Origin of the sequence: Paenibacillus tritici (assembly GCF_013204885.1) — a bacterium.
Classification (GTDB): Bacteria; Bacillota; Bacilli; order Paenibacillales; family Paenibacillaceae; genus Paenibacillus_AQ; species Paenibacillus_AQ tritici.
In genome coordinates this window covers 107,445-124,039 of the sequence record NZ_JABMKX010000014.1, presented here as the reverse complement: position 1 = coordinate 124,039, position 16,595 = coordinate 107,445, and the positions used below count along the sequence as shown (strand labels likewise).

General features: G+C 44.6%; 8 protein-coding genes and 2 pseudogenes. 9 read left to right on the top strand and 1 reads right to left on the bottom strand.

Translation table 11 applies throughout. The features are described from left to right. Positions 1-90: 90 nt before the first annotated feature. From HQN87_RS23940 to HQN87_RS23910, 6 genes and pseudogenes are all read left to right on the top strand, one after another. The gene (locus HQN87_RS23940; protein WP_173138437.1) at positions 91-5,403 is read left to right on the top strand and encodes an S-layer homology domain-containing protein; all 5,313 of its coding nucleotides are present in this window, start codon (positions 91-93) and stop codon (positions 5,401-5,403) included. 243 nt (positions 5,404-5,646) lie between these two features. Next, positions 5,647-6,675: a carbohydrate-binding protein gene (locus HQN87_RS23935; RefSeq protein WP_173138492.1), complete on the top strand. Its 1,029-nt coding sequence runs from the start codon at positions 5,647-5,649 to the stop codon at positions 6,673-6,675. A gap of 88 nt (positions 6,676-6,763) precedes the next feature. Beyond that, positions 6,764-7,381, top strand: coding sequence for a type 1 glutamine amidotransferase family protein (locus HQN87_RS23930; protein ID WP_173138435.1), 618 nt, complete (start codon positions 6,764-6,766; stop codon positions 7,379-7,381). Positions 7,382-7,735: 354 nt separating this feature from the next. Continuing rightward, positions 7,736-8,611, top strand: coding sequence for a copper amine oxidase N-terminal domain-containing protein (locus tag HQN87_RS23925; RefSeq protein ID WP_173138433.1), 876 nt, complete (start codon positions 7,736-7,738; stop codon positions 8,609-8,611). A gap of 1,814 nt (positions 8,612-10,425) precedes the next feature. After that, positions 10,426-10,695 carry a hypothetical protein gene (locus tag HQN87_RS23915; protein WP_173138432.1) on the top strand — a complete coding sequence of 90 codons (270 nt, stop codon included), beginning with the start codon at positions 10,426-10,428 and terminating at the stop codon, positions 10,693-10,695. Between the two features lie 133 nt (positions 10,696-10,828). Further along, positions 10,829-11,149 (top strand): annotated as a pseudogene (locus tag HQN87_RS23910) (SF0329 family protein); the annotation flags it as partial. Positions 11,150-11,199: 50 nt separating this feature from the next. Here HQN87_RS23910 and HQN87_RS23905 read toward each other — a convergent pair. Continuing rightward, a pseudogene (locus HQN87_RS23905) lies at positions 11,200-12,551 on the bottom strand (IS4 family transposase). Between the two features lie 404 nt (positions 12,552-12,955). Between HQN87_RS23905 and HQN87_RS23900 the strand changes: the two are divergent. From HQN87_RS23900 to HQN87_RS23890, 3 genes are read left to right on the top strand one after another with little or no spacing between them, the layout of a single operon-like run. Next, positions 12,956-14,518, top strand: coding sequence for a type I restriction-modification system subunit M (locus HQN87_RS23900; RefSeq protein WP_173138428.1), 1,563 nt, complete (start codon positions 12,956-12,958; stop codon positions 14,516-14,518). Then, positions 14,508-15,710 (top strand): restriction endonuclease subunit S, encoded by a 1,203-nt coding sequence (locus tag HQN87_RS23895; protein ID WP_173138426.1) that lies wholly within the window; start codon positions 14,508-14,510, stop codon positions 15,708-15,710. Before HQN87_RS23900 ends, HQN87_RS23895 begins: the two co-directional genes overlap by 11 nt. Before the next feature lie 21 nt (positions 15,711-15,731). Next, complete coding sequence (locus HQN87_RS23890) at positions 15,732-16,592, top strand: FRG domain-containing protein (protein ID WP_173138424.1); 861 nt, start codon at positions 15,732-15,734, stop codon at positions 16,590-16,592. The last annotated feature ends 3 nt before the right edge of the window (positions 16,593-16,595 follow it).

Below are 16,595 nucleotides of genomic sequence, written 5' to 3'. Positions count from 1 at the left end.
AATCCAATTTAAGGAGACAAACCGTCGAAATTTGTCATATTTCCAGGCTGCTTTTGCAAGGAGGAAAGCACCCGAAAGAGGAGGCATAACTTGTACAAGCGTATCATTAGTTTCATGCTGGCCGTGTTTTTATTGGTATCCATCATCCCCCCGGGAATCAGCTCAGCGAAGGCAAGCATCTCGAATCAAGCGAATACTACCCTCAGCTTCAGTGATGTTAAGCCGTCCGACTGGTTCTATAATGCGGTCAACTATGTGCAGCAGAACGGATTGTTTAAGGGGACTGGCAAGGACCACTTCACTCCCCAGGGCACGATGACCCGTGCTATGTTCGTAACGGTACTTGGACGTATCGCACAAGTGGATGTAACCCAGTATACAGAAGCGGCATTTGCAGATGTCCAGGCAGGCTCATGGTATGCACCCTATGTAGCTTGGGCAGTGGAGAGCGGAATTACAAGTGGTACAGGCACAAATAGCTTCTCACCAGAGGCCACGTTAACCAGAGAGCAGATGGCTACATTTACCGTCCGGTTTCTCGACACACTTACGATTCCTTATCCTCCCGATTCTACAATCAGCTCGAAGCCTAACGACTTAGCTAAGGGTTCTCCTTGGGCTGCTGATGCGATTACTAAGCTATGGCAGGCAGGCCTCATCAAAGGCGATGCGAAAGGCAATTTCAATCCTGCTGCGAATGCCACCCGTGCAGAGGCAGCTTCTTTCTTAATGCGCAGTCATGAGATTGTGAGCAAGCAAAGAGCAGCACGACCCACACCAGCACTAACCCCAGGATCAACACCAACACCAGCACCAACACCGGGTTCAACGTCAGCACCAGTGTCAGGGTCAGGGTCGGGACCAGCACCTAGTCCTACATCCCCGCAGGCCACTTCACCAGGTACATATTACACAATTACTTTCAATACCAACGGTGGCAAGGAGATAGGCAGCAAGAACGTTGGTAAGGGAGACAAGCTTGGCGTGCTTCCGGCAGCCTCCAGAGCAGACCATCGCTTCCTTGGGTGGTATACAGATAGTGCGCTTACGGAAGAAGTGAAACCAGATGCAGTGGTCACCCGGAATATGACGCTGTATGCGAAATATGAGAAATTACCGGAGCTTGGACTGCTGACGCAAAGTGTTCCTACGATCACGAAGCTTGAACAGCCAAGCACGTTCACGATTAAGGTAGTAGACCCTTCCGGCACATTAACGGCAGGTGAGGTTAAGAACGCTGTTACCTTCAGCTCTACTTCGCATTCCCCCTTCGCGGAGGAGACAGGAATTGCGGTCACTGGAAGCAAGGGTGAATTCACGGTTAGAGCCAACAACGAGAAGGGCGCTTATCCAGAGGGGGGAACGTTCCAGTTCAACCTGACCAATGAATCACTTCTTTTCAAAGACGGAACAACCCTACAGGACTCATCGACTAGAGAGTTAGTAGTCACAACAGCCAAAGCTGAGGTGAATAACCTCCAATATAAGTCTGACGTTGTATATGTAGCCGCAGCGGATATCTCCATGATGAGTCAGGATGGGCAAAGCGCAGAGTTCATTCCCAACTCCCTGTACCAGCTGGAGGCCAGCCCGGAAGAACGCAGCAGCTCTCCTGTTAATTATGAGAATGGCTACTTCATCTACGAGGGCAACGATATTGAGGTCGGGGATACCGTGATTATCTATCAAGGGACGCACCCGAATCAGCGGCTGGATGCATCAGATGATAATGACCTGTCTTATGTCAAAATCCGTTCGGTTACAGGACATGAATATCATTATGGCGCTCCTGAGATCGAAGATATTCTATTCATCCCGGATGTGCTTCCTGTCAATGTTCTTGCAGATACGGATGGTGATCCGGGCAATCTCTCTATCACCGTTCCTGCAGCCGATATGGATTACACAGACAGCAAGTATGCTGAATTTGAGTATGATGAGCAGCTTGTCATTGAAGCCGGTGACTATATCTCGTTCTATCAGGGCGAATGGGGTAGTGATGCGGCTAAGCTAACAGACTATGCATTAATTACGGGTGTGAATCTGACGAACGGTGTGTATACGATCTCGTATACGATTGCAACCGAGGATGACATGCTAAGATCACTTGATTATTACAAGAAGCAGGATATTGATAGTAAAGACCTGATTCCTGAGAGTGAAATTCCGAAGCTCGAAGCACAGATGCGGCAGAAGGCGATGGATAGCGGTTTTGTGGAGCAGGCTGCCGGATATCTGGCGGCGATGGCGCTGGAAACGGATAGCTTCAAGGATCTTAGCGGAGATCTGCAGGTTGAAGAGAAGGATATCCAGTACCTATCCTCCCTTGAGGATACAGGTACCATGCAGATGAAGGTAGCCGGCTCGAAGGTAGAGGTGGAGTTGGAGGATATCAAGGTCAACATCGGCACAGACTTAAGCCACTTCAAGGGCAAGAGCGGAGTTCGCGCATCTATAGAGATTACGGCCGAGGTCTCGATCGAAGTGGATGATGAGAATGAAATCAAGATCAAGCTGACGGGTGTATTCGAGCAGGAATTATCCGTAGGTATATCCGCGAGCGGGGAGATTTTCTGGAAAAAAGCCTGGTTCATCCCCTATCCGGCAGATTACACGATCAACGCTAACATTGATGTGTTCACCTACACGGCGGTTCAGTTCGATGCCAACATCGGATTGTTCGAGCAAGAGGAAGAGCCGGATTGGAATGACGACAGTGTTGAGAATATTGCCAAGCAGCTCAAGAAGATTATGGAGGAAGCGGAAGATCTCGATGATCAGGAGATTGATGCGATCTCCAATTCCTTACCTGATCTGTACCAGGCCATGCTGGAGAACGACAATGACTGGGTGGATATTGTAGAGCAGAATCTGCTGAAGGTCAGCTTCCGCGTAGTGGCGGGACTGATTGAAGTAACGTTCAGGGCGGATTTTGTGGTGAGTGCCAAGGTCAATGTCTCGCTGGGGATCATCTACACCTATGAGAACGGCCAGCGGTACAGCTATAACATCCGGCTATTGGCAGGAAGTGTGGGCAATTCGAAATCCACCCTGGTACCGGAAAAGTATGACTTCACGTTCTACGCCATGGGTGAGCTGGGGCTCCGGGCGGGGATACGGTTAGAGGTGGCCGTGGGTGCATTATCTACCTCCCTCAATAGTATCGGGGTTCAGGTAGAGATGGGCGGCTATATTAAGCTATGGGGATTCTTCTACTACCAATATAGCCAGACCCAAGGCAAAGCCGCCACCTCCAATGCTGCCGGGGCCATCAATGTAGAGATCGGGCTGTATCTGGATGTTAAGGTTATCGCCCAGGCGTTCAAGGGAACCTTCTCCGTCGTGCCATTCTCAACATCCTATGAATTCCCGCTGCTGACCATAGGTTCACGTTATGTGGTGATTGACTTTGCCTATGATCAAGACGATGTACAGGATGTTAAGCTGAAGGGGAATGACTATATCTTCCCGCTGGATGATCACTTCCTGGAGATGAGCTATATGGATCTTCACGAAGGTGAAGTAGAGAACCAGGTGTATCATCAGGTTGATCAGTATTTCGATATTTCATTCTCGAATGCGAACTTCTACTATGATCCATTGAAGCGCAGAGTGCTCGTGGGTAATTTCGAACCTACGGGTGTAGACACGGTAATGACCATTGCCTGGAGATCGCCGTTCGGAAGCTTCAACTCTGAACCGCTTAGCCGTAAGATTAATCTGCATTATGATGATCTTAGATCAAGCTACAGCATGAACCTGTTGTCCTATGATCGCGTAGTGAATCCGCCTTCGCAATCCAAAGTCATTACTAGAATCTGGGGGGAGTATAACTCCGATATCCCGAAACAGCCTGATCCGGTTAGAGTCGGATACCATTTCACAGGCTGGTACGATGATGTGAATGCCTCAGTGTCGGTAACCATTCCTGCCAAAATGCCTGCAAACACGACCTTACTGTGGGCGAAGTGGTCACCAAAGACGGATACACCGTACCTGGTGGAGAGCTACACTCAGAATATCTATACCGGGCAATACAGTCTTCATTCAGCAGAGAAGTACAGAGGGACAACAGACAGCGTAGCTGAATATGAACCCATGGATATTTGGGGGTATCGTTCACCGCAGAAGCAAGAGATCAAGATTAACGCGTATGGAACAACGGTGATTAAGTATTATTATGAACGCGGAAATACTGCATTAACCTTCGCGTACGATTATCTATCCCGATTGGGACTGCCTTTTGGAGTGAGTCCAGAGGTCAGAGAGTATCGGCCAGGAGCTATCCTGGACCCGCCGTATCCGGCTCTTCCAGGGCTAACCTTCTTAGAGTGGGAGAATATAGATGCAACCGTTCCTTTGGATGCCAGGACGTATCAGGCTATTTTTGAAATTGCGAATATAGATCTGAAGGTTAATTATTATACAAGAAATGATCTGGAATCGGAATTCACTAAGCTTGGCAGCGAAATTATATCGGTTCCTGCCTGGAGTACGTATGACGCTTCTAAGGAAGACCTGCTGGCCCGAACGGAGTACATGCTGCAAACAGAGACATCTGTAATTCCAGACCAGTCACCGTATATTATGTATACGAATCCGGAGCAAGTATCTTCAACAGGCTTGAACCTCTATTACGAGAAGCTGTACGATGCAGCCTTTGATCTGAACGGCGGCAGCCTGACGGAACAAGATATTAGCAGTGGCGGCGGCAGTATGGTAGGCGGCAGCTACGTCATCTATACAGCTCAAAGTTACCTATATGGAAAACCGAATAATCCGACTCGTGAAGGCTTTGAATTCATGGGCTGGGAAGGCTGGGCTGCGGATGAGATCAAAAAAGAAATGCCCGCACAGGATGTAACCTATACAGCGATTTGGAAAGCGAAGTACAAAGTGGAGCATTACGTTAGAGGTGTTCGCATTGATGACGACTATACGCTCTATACCACAACGGAGCATTTAGGTCTTGAACATGAGACTGTAACGGCAGCGGTATACGGCATTGAGGGCTTCACGTTCGATGCCGGGTCCAGTCTGAATGTAACCACCGGAACCGTGAAGGAGGACGGCAGCCTTGTACTGAAATTGTATTATGACAGAAATGTCTATACAGCGAAGTTCATGGCTACTGATCCGGATACTGGACAACAGGAAGTATTATTTGAAGAGACCTACCGGTACGGCGCGGAGTTCAGCATTCCGGCGAGAAGCACCTATGCCTATCGCAAGGTTCTTGGCTGGAGAGCCATAGATGGAGGGCCGGAGATCGAAAGTATCTACGTGCGTTCCCTCCCCATGCCTGCACAGAACGTAACCTATGAAATGATTCTGGGTGACTACGCTGACGACGGGGGCGGAGGCTTCCCGGGTGGGGGAGGCTTTCCGGGCTGGCCGTTCTGATGATTAATTGAATGAAATAAGGGGCTTCTCGGTCATCTTCGGATGATTGGGAGGCCCTTTGTTTGGTTGGCGTGGCTGGTTAACCCGTATTTTGCAGCAAGACATAGTGAGTTGTCCATTCCATTGCCCGTTAAAATTCATCAGGCATGGAATTAATTTCACAAATGACAATACAATATAATACCCTGTGGATCGCCTAATGAGCGAAACCGGTAAATTAAATAAAGGAGGATTATGAGATTGATGAGACTGAAGCACAATGCTCCAGCCAGAGCCGTGTCCCTAATGGTAGTTGTAGCAATGTTCCTATCCCTGTTCTTCACCGCCTTACCGCAGGCAAATGCGGCCGCCAGAGGAGCATGGGCTCCCAATACGGCTTATGCAGTAAACGATACCGTAACCTATAGCGGAGGGACCTATACCTGTCTTCAGGCACATACTTCCCTCACAGGCTGGGAGCCGGCTAATGTTCCTGCACTATGGAAGAGCGGCAGCACTACAACGCCAACACCGACACCTGCGCCGACCACACCCCCGGCAACGAATGGAGTCATCTTGTATGCGAATATTAACTATGGGGGCAATGCCGTAACCCTTGGCGTAGGCAATTATGGATTGTCTCAGCTCAATGCTGCCGGAATTCCGAATGACTGGATGTCCTCGCTCAAGGTTCCTAACGGCTGGACGGTTGAAGTGTATGCGGACGATAATTTCGGCGGCACGAAGTGGACCTACACGGCAAGCTCCTCCTGGGTCGGCGACAGTGTGAATGACAAGATGTCTTCGGTCAAAATCTATACGGGTTCACCGAATCCTTCGGTAACGAGGCCCTCCGAGGTGCCCAGCCAGATCTGGACCTATGCCATGAATGTGGACAATAAATTCGGAAAAGGCGGAGACTTCGCACTACTACTAAGCGCGGTGATCAAGAAGGAGAGTAGCTTCGGAGCAGGTCTGCCGGGCAGTCCATCCGCCGGTGACGGATTGATGCAGGTCGAGCCGAACACCCGTAATGCCTATCTATCCCAATTCAGCGCCAAATTCGGCCGCACATACAATCACAGCAGCGAACAGGATCAGGTAGCCTTAGGCGGACTGATTCTCGATGAGAAGATCGTCAGATTCGGCAATATCTACAACGGACTCTTACACTACAACGGAGGCGACAACTGGTATCCGGGCGCTACCGATTCCTACGGCCGCCCTATCCTGGCGGATCAATATGCCAATGCCGTATATGCTACGTATAAGGGGTATGGGGGCAATAATTAAAAGTAACTCTAACAGCTTCGCTGACAGCATGTGTCAGTGAAGCTGTTTTATAATAAAAAAAGAAAGAAACTTGAAGGAGGACGTACAAATGAATAATAAGGTATATCTATATGTGTTAGACACCATGGCAGACTGGGAAATAGGGTATCTAACGGCTGAACTGAACTCGGGAAGGTGTTACAAGGAGGGACAAGCCCCATCTACAATAGTAACCATAGCCAATGAGAAGAAGCTTTTCACTACCATGGGCGGACTGAAAATCATGCCTGACATCACGGTAGAGGAGTGCAGCTTGGTAAGCGGAGACGCCTTGATCCTACCCGGTGGTGAGACATGGACCGAAGCCATCCACAAGCCGATCCTTGGGCTTGCTGAGAGATGTATACAGGAAGATATATTAGTGGCAGCGATCTGCGGGGCTACGATAGGACTTGCCCAGGCCGGAATACTGAACTCACGCCCTCATACAAGCAATGACCTGGAGTACCTCAAAATGATCTGTCCCGCCTACACCGGCGAAGAGTTCTACCAGAATCATCCTGCTGTAACGGACGGCAAGCTGATCACAGCAACCGGCATCGCCCCGCTGGAATTTACTCTGCATGTGTTGAAAGCCCTGGATGTATTTGCACCAGAGAAATTAGAGGCCTGGTATGGTCTGTATAAGACTCAGGAAGCGAAGTATTACTATGCGTTGATGGGATAAGAGCAGTTAATGAAGCCCCCTCTCTTTTAGCTGGTTCACGCCTGCTCCATTAATCGGTAGAATTGAAGACCGGGGGCTTCATGCCCGCTTTGTCCAATTACATCAAGGCTTTTTCTACCAATTTCAAGCTGCGTAAGTTGCGTAATATAATTAGAATCAATAATTCTCTATTCAATTCAAAGAAGGCAGCCTAGCACGTGAGGCTGCCTTTTTGCATTCAAATCATAATTTTGAACAGAACGTACTATGGATTCATTTCAATAAATGGTGTACAAATATTGGATAGTTAAATAGTGTTAGGAGTGGGGAAGCGTGAGTATAGTTAAGGCGAACTTATTATGAGGAGGTTATATTATGATAAAAAAATGGACGATTTCTTTGCTTTCATCAGCACTTCTTTTGCTGCCTTTAACAACAGAGCCTAGTTATGCGGCAGAGGTACCAACATCTACTACCATTAACAATGGTCAAATAAACAACGGTCGGGTATTAGTCCCCTTACGTGCTGTCTCCGAAAATCTTGGTGCAAGTTTGCAATGGTTTCAAGCGGATAAAGTTGTTAAAATCAAAAATGGAAATTCAACCATATGGCTTGCCGCAAATTTCAAACGTGTAATTATTGAATCTGCTCCATCGAGTGAAACTCCAGACACACCGTCCCGGGAATATGTTGATTTGGATACTGCCACACAGGTCATCAAAGGAACAACGTATGTCCCTCTTCGTTTTGTTAGTCAGTCGTTAGGAGCGACTGTAGCGTGGGATCAACTGTCTAAACAAGCAACAGTAACATTAGGCAACAAGGGACTCGTTGTCAATATGGAGACCCCGTCTAATCAAATTCCGGATAAAAACAAAATTACTGACTCACGCTTGAAACTACTATCGGATAAATTAAACCAAGCATCAAAGGTATCTTCAATTAAAAATGTAAATTCAACCTTTCAGCCGTATTTCACGGATTGGTTAATTAAGTCGATTGTTCAGAACAAAGGCTTAAACACAGTGGGGACTTATGAAGCGCCGGCCACTTCACCTATTTATACTAGCAAGAATTCTGCCACACTTACACAATCCGTAATATTGGCGAATGGTCTTACAGGAGAAGATCAATATGCAGAAGACCGGACGGTCACTCTTGTATTCACGAACGGTACTTGGAAGGTGGATAGCGTAAATAAGGGGTCTAGAGTTCTGATATCGGGGTTCTCTGATTTTCACCCTCAGTAATTTTGTTTGAAAGCAATAAGGGCTGTAGTTGATAAAGTGAGGATACGTGTGATAGAACCTCCATTTGGGACCAGTACCGATGCCACTTCGACCCCTTATTGAACTTAACAAGGTGAGCAAAACAAAAATCAAACAATTAGTGTACCTGAGAGTTAGGCGTTGACAGATTGAGTCTCGAACGAAAGGAAGGGGATTCCAATATATGGTATGGTGTAAATTAAAGCCTAATTGAAGGTGAAGGCTAAGGGGGAAGGCAAATGGAGGTAAAACACTCTCATAATTGCAATCTGAACATATGGTATTATCTACCTGATGAAGTATGGGATAAAGTTGCTAGATAACTCGAAAGCTGGTGAGAACATGAATGCAAACCAAGCAATTAACGTTATAGATATGAAATTATCTCGCTAAGTATTTTTATGAGTTGATGGGATAAGAGAAGATAATAAGGGTACCCTCTCTTCGCGGAGAGGGTATTTCTGTTTGTCTGGCCAGGGATGGCAGGACATCTTCTGGGCATCTATAAGTAGTTGTGAGGGGATTTGTCGTGTTTCACTATAGGGTGAATTTAAGTTGCAGTTTTCATGTTACTGCGTAGAATTTTGAAATCTTCTAATATATTGGAGATTCTTAGAATCATATCTCTATTCATATCTTGTTCTGTAGAGTTATTTGGTAAGTATAAGCCCCACTGCTGAAACTTGCCCTCTAATAGAACAAATCCGGATACATGAGCTCCAAAACCATCTATTCTTGCGGCCTCAAGAGTTAATCTGTCGTCATGAAATACATTCACCAGTAGATTCTCAGTCCCCATGAAAAATACCGGATACGTTATGTTACTGAAAAAATCCTTATATTCCTGCTTGGCTGCTTCAGCCAGATGATCCTTTGTAATGATTAAGCCATCATAATTTATATTAGTGTCTTTAATAATATCTTTGAGGCTTTTTGGTATGTAGCTTAGATTTCTAATGTTATCAAAAGGAACATCACCAACAACTGCAATTTCTAACTGGATTGATGGAGGGTTATAAAGCTCCGCTTGAGGCTCATTTACAATTGTGCTGTCACAGCTGTTATTATAATGGTTACTTTATATTTAAAAATATAGAAAAATAATCCTTTTTTCAAGTGAATAATTAACCGTGTAATTCATCAATAGCAAGTCTAAGGTGGATGAGAGTGGTTGAGCCTCTAATGATAGGAAGGGAATTCCAACATATGGTACGATGTGATTGAAGTCTATCTGAAGGTTTGGAGGTTATGACCATACAAAGATTGATTTTCTCAAGAGTAAGAGCATAAAGACCTTCCACGAAATATTGGAGATAGCAGAACGTCCGGATTTGCTGTTCTCAAACGACAAGAAACAGTACAATGCGGAGGCTCGCCATAACCTCTATACCATTCAGAAGCTGAACAAGCCGATCAGGACGAACAGGATTTCGCTGAACGAATTAGAGCAGACTATAAGCTTCATTGAGGATTCTTGGTCCCGATATTTGAGCGAACACTATCAAGGGAAGTCCTTTGTCTTTTATTTGTGGGGTGATTATCAAATTCCTACAATACGATTATCCATAGTTTCTTTTTATGAGGGAGTAAAACTATCGTTCGAATGTGTAGTGGAAAAGCTTAATGAGATTGGCAAAGTTCTATCGCTATATATAGATAAAGCTGACTTTGATGGTAGTTTGGAGTCAGACATCGACGATTATACACTAGATGATTATACGTTGAGTGTCTATTCCAAGAAGATTATTACGTAAGGTTTATTTGCTATAAGTTGTTAGGCTAAGGGGGGAAGGCAAATGAATGAAATAACCTCTCATCATTGTAATCTGAATATATGGGCCCATCTACCTGATGAAGTATGGGATAGAGTTGCTAATATATATGCGCTTATGCCTGGTTGGATAGGGTATACAGATGGAATTCCACACTGGTTTGAGCAGGAAGAGGAGGATGTTTATATTCAGGCATCCGTTGAGCCGAGCGGATTATCATTTTATGCTCAGATGAATCAGATCAAAATGTATGTCAGCGGCTTCCTCTGGGCCAGCGAATTAAGAAATAAATGAACACCAAGTCCACCAGTGAAGTGCGGCTGCTTCGGGGCGAATTTGGAAGAAAAGAGTAGGACGAGGCGGAGGGACTTGGAGATTAAGCTGTCAAAGTTGGAGAGCTCCGTGTAGAAGCGATCAGACAAGCTTAAAGGGAACAGTGCCGGAGGATCGTCTAATCGTAATTGCACAAGCAGAAAAAGTACAGAACATACCAAAGACCTAATGTCCGCTCAGGCTGCTAAGTAAATCGAATTTTATCATGATGGCTTATAAGTTCTTGGCTATCCCTATAGAGGAAAGCCTAGAGAGCTATGATATTGCATTGAATATTCTGGCTTTGGTGGACAGAGGGGCTGGAAAAAAGCAGATAATGAGTATGGTGGAGAAGGTGGGGTTGAAGTATCCGGTTGTGCGGTGGTTTTATAAGTTACGGCAGGATAGGGGCGATTTTTTACCCGGGGATGAATGAGCTTAGATGGGAAAAGCATTTGGAAAATGGATGGGAGAGTGATAAATAACTCAACTTTCGCAGCTCAAATCCGCAAACAAACCCTTGATATAGCTGGGTAAACCGGAGATCCATTCGTGTAGTTGACAAAAAACAGCTATTTTGTTCTTCTTGGTTTTCGCCTGGGACATTTCGAGAAATAAACTCATGAGCTGCTGAAGCGCGGTCTGGTAGTCCAGATCGCGGACCTCGTCGGCAAAGAGAAAGAAGAGTCCTCCCAGTGTTCGGTCATCACTCGATTGACGCCGTTCGTAATCCATTGCCAAATATCGACTGAATACAATCGTCGTATGGCTAATCAGCCCATCAAAGGAACGGCTCTGAAATTCAGTTCCCAGTTTCAAGTAGCTTTTGGTGACTTTGAAAAAGGTCTCTATGCTCCAGCGCATGCCATAGATTCGTACGATTTCAGCTGCATCCAGCGTTACATCGGTGCTTAAAATGGCCAGCCACTCTCGTTTTTTATTCCGGTTGCGGACAAACACAAGCTTCACGGGCAGACCGCAGGCGGTGTGCACGATGACCGAGCCTTTAATGTCTTTGGCTTTCGATGTGGGAAGGCTTTGAAAAACCTCGCGGAGTGTCATTCGCTTACCTTGAACCAGGTAGCGTTGCTTCATTTCTTTCACCATACCAATGACGGGAAGCCCTTTGGCGGCGAGCTCACGGAGCAGTGGAGCTTGCGTAAACCAGCTATCCATAAGCACGTAATCGGCGGTGAATCCTGCACCTAAGGCTCGTTCCAACAAGGCTACGACTGCATCCGGCTTCCGAGAAAAGGCCTCCATCCGGCGCTTGTAGCCGTTACTGCGTTTGGAGAGATTCGAAGCCATTTCGCACAGACGGTTGGCTAATTTGGCTGAAGACAGCATGACAAAGTCAAGTGGAGCAAAGCTAAAGCCGTCTGACAGCCTAGCGTTAGCATCGTGTAGCCTTTGGTAAATTTGCCTGTGGAGTGGTCAAATACACGTGCCAAAAGTTCCGCTTTTTTGCTCCGGTTTCGGCTGAGCACGGAATCGTCAATAATGAATACGCGTACTCGGTGCGACGAAATAAGCGATTCGAAATGGCGCACGATGCGAAGGCTTAAGACCTGCAAAAAGCGTCGCCAGGCAAAAGAGGCTTGATTCAAAAAACGGTAGATCACGTCTTTGCCGGGAAGATCGGCTGCGCGGTCACTTTCCAGAAGTCGATACCAATTCTTCCCTTCGAAGACCAAAGAGAAAATGATTTGGAAAATGGCTAAACTCGAAAGACCAAACGATTTAGAAATACCCGCTTGTCGCAACGATTTCCCGATGTGAAGACTGGCAAAAAGGTTGGAAAAGCGAGACTGTTCAGACAGGGAATGTTGTTGTAACATAGAGTTACGCACCTTTCTTGTTGGCATGGTTGGTCGCACTTCCATGATACCAAACAAGTGAGGTGTTTTTTTGTCAATGCGATTAAATCAATTGGATTTTCCTTACGTACTCAAGGGTTTAGGCTCATTTTCCTGGTGCGAAAGTTGAGTAAATAATTATTAAAATGAAGAATCTATTTAATACGAGTCGTTGATTTTTTAAGTATAGGAAAATCTCTAGAGCAATTAGCTGTGCGTATTTAAAATCTTAAATTTTATTTTGAGTTCTTTGCAAATAACAAGAAGGGATATTTAGTGCTTCTAGTTAATTAAGTATTTCATTGATATACTGAAAGAGTATCTATATATTCATGTGAAACTAATTGTTTGTGTATTCGAGCATATAAATAGGAGGACTATATTGCATGGCAAATGGAAATAACACAGCAGATATCGGCTTTGAACAACAAATCTGGACAGCAGCCGACATCCTGCGCGGGAATATGGATGCATCCGAATATAAGCATGTCGTTCTTGGACTTATTTTTCTGAAGTACATCTCGGACAAGTTCGAGGAACGTTATCAAGAACTACTTGCCGATAATGACGACGTGGAAGATAAGGACGCTTACACTGAGGTGAATATTTTTTATGTACCGCCTATTGCAAGGTGGAATGTGCTCTCTGAATGGGCACACAAAAGTGGAAAAGTAACTGATGAAAACGGAAGAGAGGAGTATTTTGATATCGGCGGAATAATTGACCGTGCCATGCGAGCTATTGAAAAAGAGAATAAACGGCTTAAAGATATTCTTCCTAAGAACTATGCTCGTAGTGAATTGGACAAACGTCGTCTTGGGAATGTGGTTGATTTGTTTAGCAACATTCAGATGATAGAGCACGGCACAAATAAAGACATTCTTGGTCGAACCTATGAATACTGCTTGGCCAAGTTCGCTGAGCAAGAAGGCAAACGTGCAGGTGAATTCTATACACCATCCTGCGTGGTTCGTACGCTTGTTGAGGTATTAAAACCCTTTAAAGGTCGAGTATACGACCCTTGTTACGGTTCTGGTGGAATGTTCGTACAGTCAGCTGATTTCGTTAATCACCATGCAGGTAATATCAATAACTTATCCATATTTGGACAGGACGCCAATCCTACCACACGGAAATTAGCATTGATGAACCTTGCTATACGAGGCATTGAAGCTGATCTTGGTGGGTATAACGCTGATACTTTTCATAATGATTTGCATCCTACGCTAAAAGCAGAATTCATACTCGCTAATCCGCCGTTCAATCTTTCAGACTGGAATGATGGCTCTCTAAATGATGACCCACGTTGGAAATTTGGTCTGCCTCCATCCGGTAACGCGAACTTTGCGTGGCTTCAGCATATGATCTACCACCTTTCACCAAATGGCAAAATGGGCTTGGTACTTGCTAACGGCTCGCTGTCCTCTCAGAGTGGAGGAGAAGGCAAGATTCGCCGAAGAATTATTGAGGATGACCTTGTTGAAGGGATTATTGCGATGCCGCCACAGCTCTTCTTCACTACGCAAATTCCAGTTTCGCTATGGTTCATCAGCAGAAACAAGCAGCAAAAGGGGAAAACATTATTTATTGATGCGCGGAAAATGGGAACGATGGTAAACCGTCGGCTGCGTGAATTAACTTATAAAAATCTAGATGGAAGTGATGGCGATATTTTGAAAATTGCTGCTACATTTGAGGCGTTTGACAATGGGACGCTTGAGGATGTGAAAGGCTACTGTGCCGCGGTCACAACTGCTGAAATCGTGAAGCAGGATTACATACTCACACCGGGGCGCTATGTTGGCATTGAAGAGCAAGAGGAGGATGGTGAACCTTTTGATGAGAAAATGACGAGGCTGACTGAAGAACTCTCTGATATGTTCAAACGCTCTCATGAATTGGAGTACGAAATCCGGAAAAGATTGGCGGCGATTGGGTATGAAATCTAAGTGGAAATTAACATCCTTACCTGACTTGTTGTCATTTGTTGTTGACAATAGAGGCAAAACTGTTCCGACTGAAGAGAAGGGACATCAATTGATTGCGACAAACTGTGTTCGCAACGACAAACTGTATCCTGTTTATGAAAAAGTACGATATTTATCAGATGAAACATATAAAACGTGGTTTCGTGCACATCCAATCCCTGGAGATATTCTCTTTGTTAATAAAGGGACTCCGGGAAGAGTATGTATGGTTCCTGACCTAGTGGATTTTTGCATTGCACAAGATATGATAGCTTTCAGAACAAATGATCGTATGTATAACAAGTTTTTGTTTGCAGTACTTAGAAGTTCTAATATTCAGACTCAAATATACAATACGAGTGTAGGCGATGTAATACCACACTTTAAAAAAAGTTTTCTTGATCAGCTTCTTATCCCAGAACCAGACTTGGAAACGCAACGTAAAATTGGAGATATGTATTATTTATTGTCGAAAAAAATTGATATAAATACAAAGATAAATCATCAGCTAGAGCAGACTGCCCAGACTATTTTTACTGATTTTAAGAAGCGCTGTACAAGCAATATTTGCACCATTTCCGACATTGCAGCGATAAACACTGACACATATTCCGGAAAAGAAGGATGGGAATATGTGAACTATCTTGACACAGGGAATATCTCTAATAATGAAATTGAATCAATTCAACATTTTGCTTTACTTGACGGTAAGTTGCCTAGTAGAGCAAAGCGCAAAGTTAGGGCAAATGATATAGTCTACTCCACGGTTAGACCCAATCAACGGCATTTTGGTATTATCGCTCATCCCGTTGATAATATGTTAGTCTCAACAGGATTTGCTGTATTGAGAAGTGTGAATCCTGCTGTATGCAATGAATACATTTATTTAACGCTCACGTCAGAGGCTATTATTGAGCAACTTCAACAGCTTGCAGAACAAAGTGTTTCCACCTTTCCTTCTATAAAAGCTTTAGATATCGGAGGTTGTAAAATTATTGTACCAACATTGGATGAAGGTAAAACAATCCAGATGCAGTTAGCTCCATTATTTCATGCTATTTATGAAAATCAGGTGCAATCTACTCGCCTAGCTGCGTTAAGAGATACCCTGTTACCCCGCCTGATGTCTGGTGAATTGTCCGTTTCTGACCTAAAGGCTGTTAACCAAGATTAAATAAGAAAGGAGTAAAGTCTGATGTGTGCAACATTAACTGAGGGAAATGCTCAATTACAAGATCAGATGATAAATGATGATGAACCATGTCTTGGGACATATTTAAATATCTTTTTAAAGAACACTAAAGTCGCCAAAGCTCTGGATGACAAACGAATTTTATTCTATCGTGGACAGTCTGACTCATCCTATTTATTAACTCCAAGTGTTTTTAGAAATGGATTGCTCACAAAAGAGCACATTTTGATAAGCGACATTGTGCTTAACTCTCCAAGTGAATTTAATGCTATTGGTAACTCATTTGAACGTCTTATCAAAATGCAACACTACGGGCTTCCAACAAGACTTTTAGATATAACCTTGAATCCTCTTGTTGCTCTGTATTTCGCTTGTAGTAAGGATCCTGAAAGTGACGGAGAGGTTTTAATCTTTTATGATTACATTCAACGTCCTTATGACATAAATGTTAGAAGTCTTGTTGCCTTGGCTGAATATAGCGGATCATCAGAGCGGAAAATGCTGGGTTTTTTAAGTGATAGAGAAATAAAAAGTCCAGAACTTGGCTATTTAACTACCGTATCACACGTACTAATTGAAGCACCAATGAATAACGAGCGCATTAAACGGCAGCAGGGAGCATTCATTATTGTTGGAATACGTGGCGACCAAAGTAGTAACCCATTTCAAAAAACAGAATTTGATCTGAAGCCTCTACTGGTCAAAGACTTTGATGATGGTATAGGCCGTTCAATTATTATACCTAAAGATGAAAAGGCTAAACTGTTACTGGAACTTGAAACATTCGGAATCAATCATGGATTCCTTTTCCCAGAATTAGAGCACCAGGCAGCTTACATAAAGAATAAATATGAAGGGGGGTAGAAC

Bases quoted from the DNA above. Each gene is read 5' to 3' on its own strand.
- HQN87_RS23900 (WP_173138428.1), top strand. From the start codon at position 12,956: ATGGCAAATGGAAATAACACAGCAGATATCGGCTTTGAACAACAAATC.
- HQN87_RS23890 (WP_173138424.1), top strand. From the start codon at position 15,732: ATGTGTGCAACATTAACTGAGGGAAATGCTCAATTACAAGATCAGATG.
- HQN87_RS23915 (WP_173138432.1), top strand. From the start codon at position 10,426: ATGAATGAAATAACCTCTCATCATTGTAATCTGAATATATGGGCCCAT.
- HQN87_RS23930 (WP_173138435.1), top strand. From the start codon at position 6,764: ATGAATAATAAGGTATATCTATATGTGTTAGACACCATGGCAGACTGG.
- HQN87_RS23895 (WP_173138426.1), top strand. From the start codon at position 14,508: ATGAAATCTAAGTGGAAATTAACATCCTTACCTGACTTGTTGTCATTT.
- HQN87_RS23925 (WP_173138433.1), top strand. From the start codon at position 7,736: ATGATAAAAAAATGGACGATTTCTTTGCTTTCATCAGCACTTCTTTTG.
- HQN87_RS23935 (WP_173138492.1), top strand. From the start codon at position 5,647: ATGAGACTGAAGCACAATGCTCCAGCCAGAGCCGTGTCCCTAATGGTA.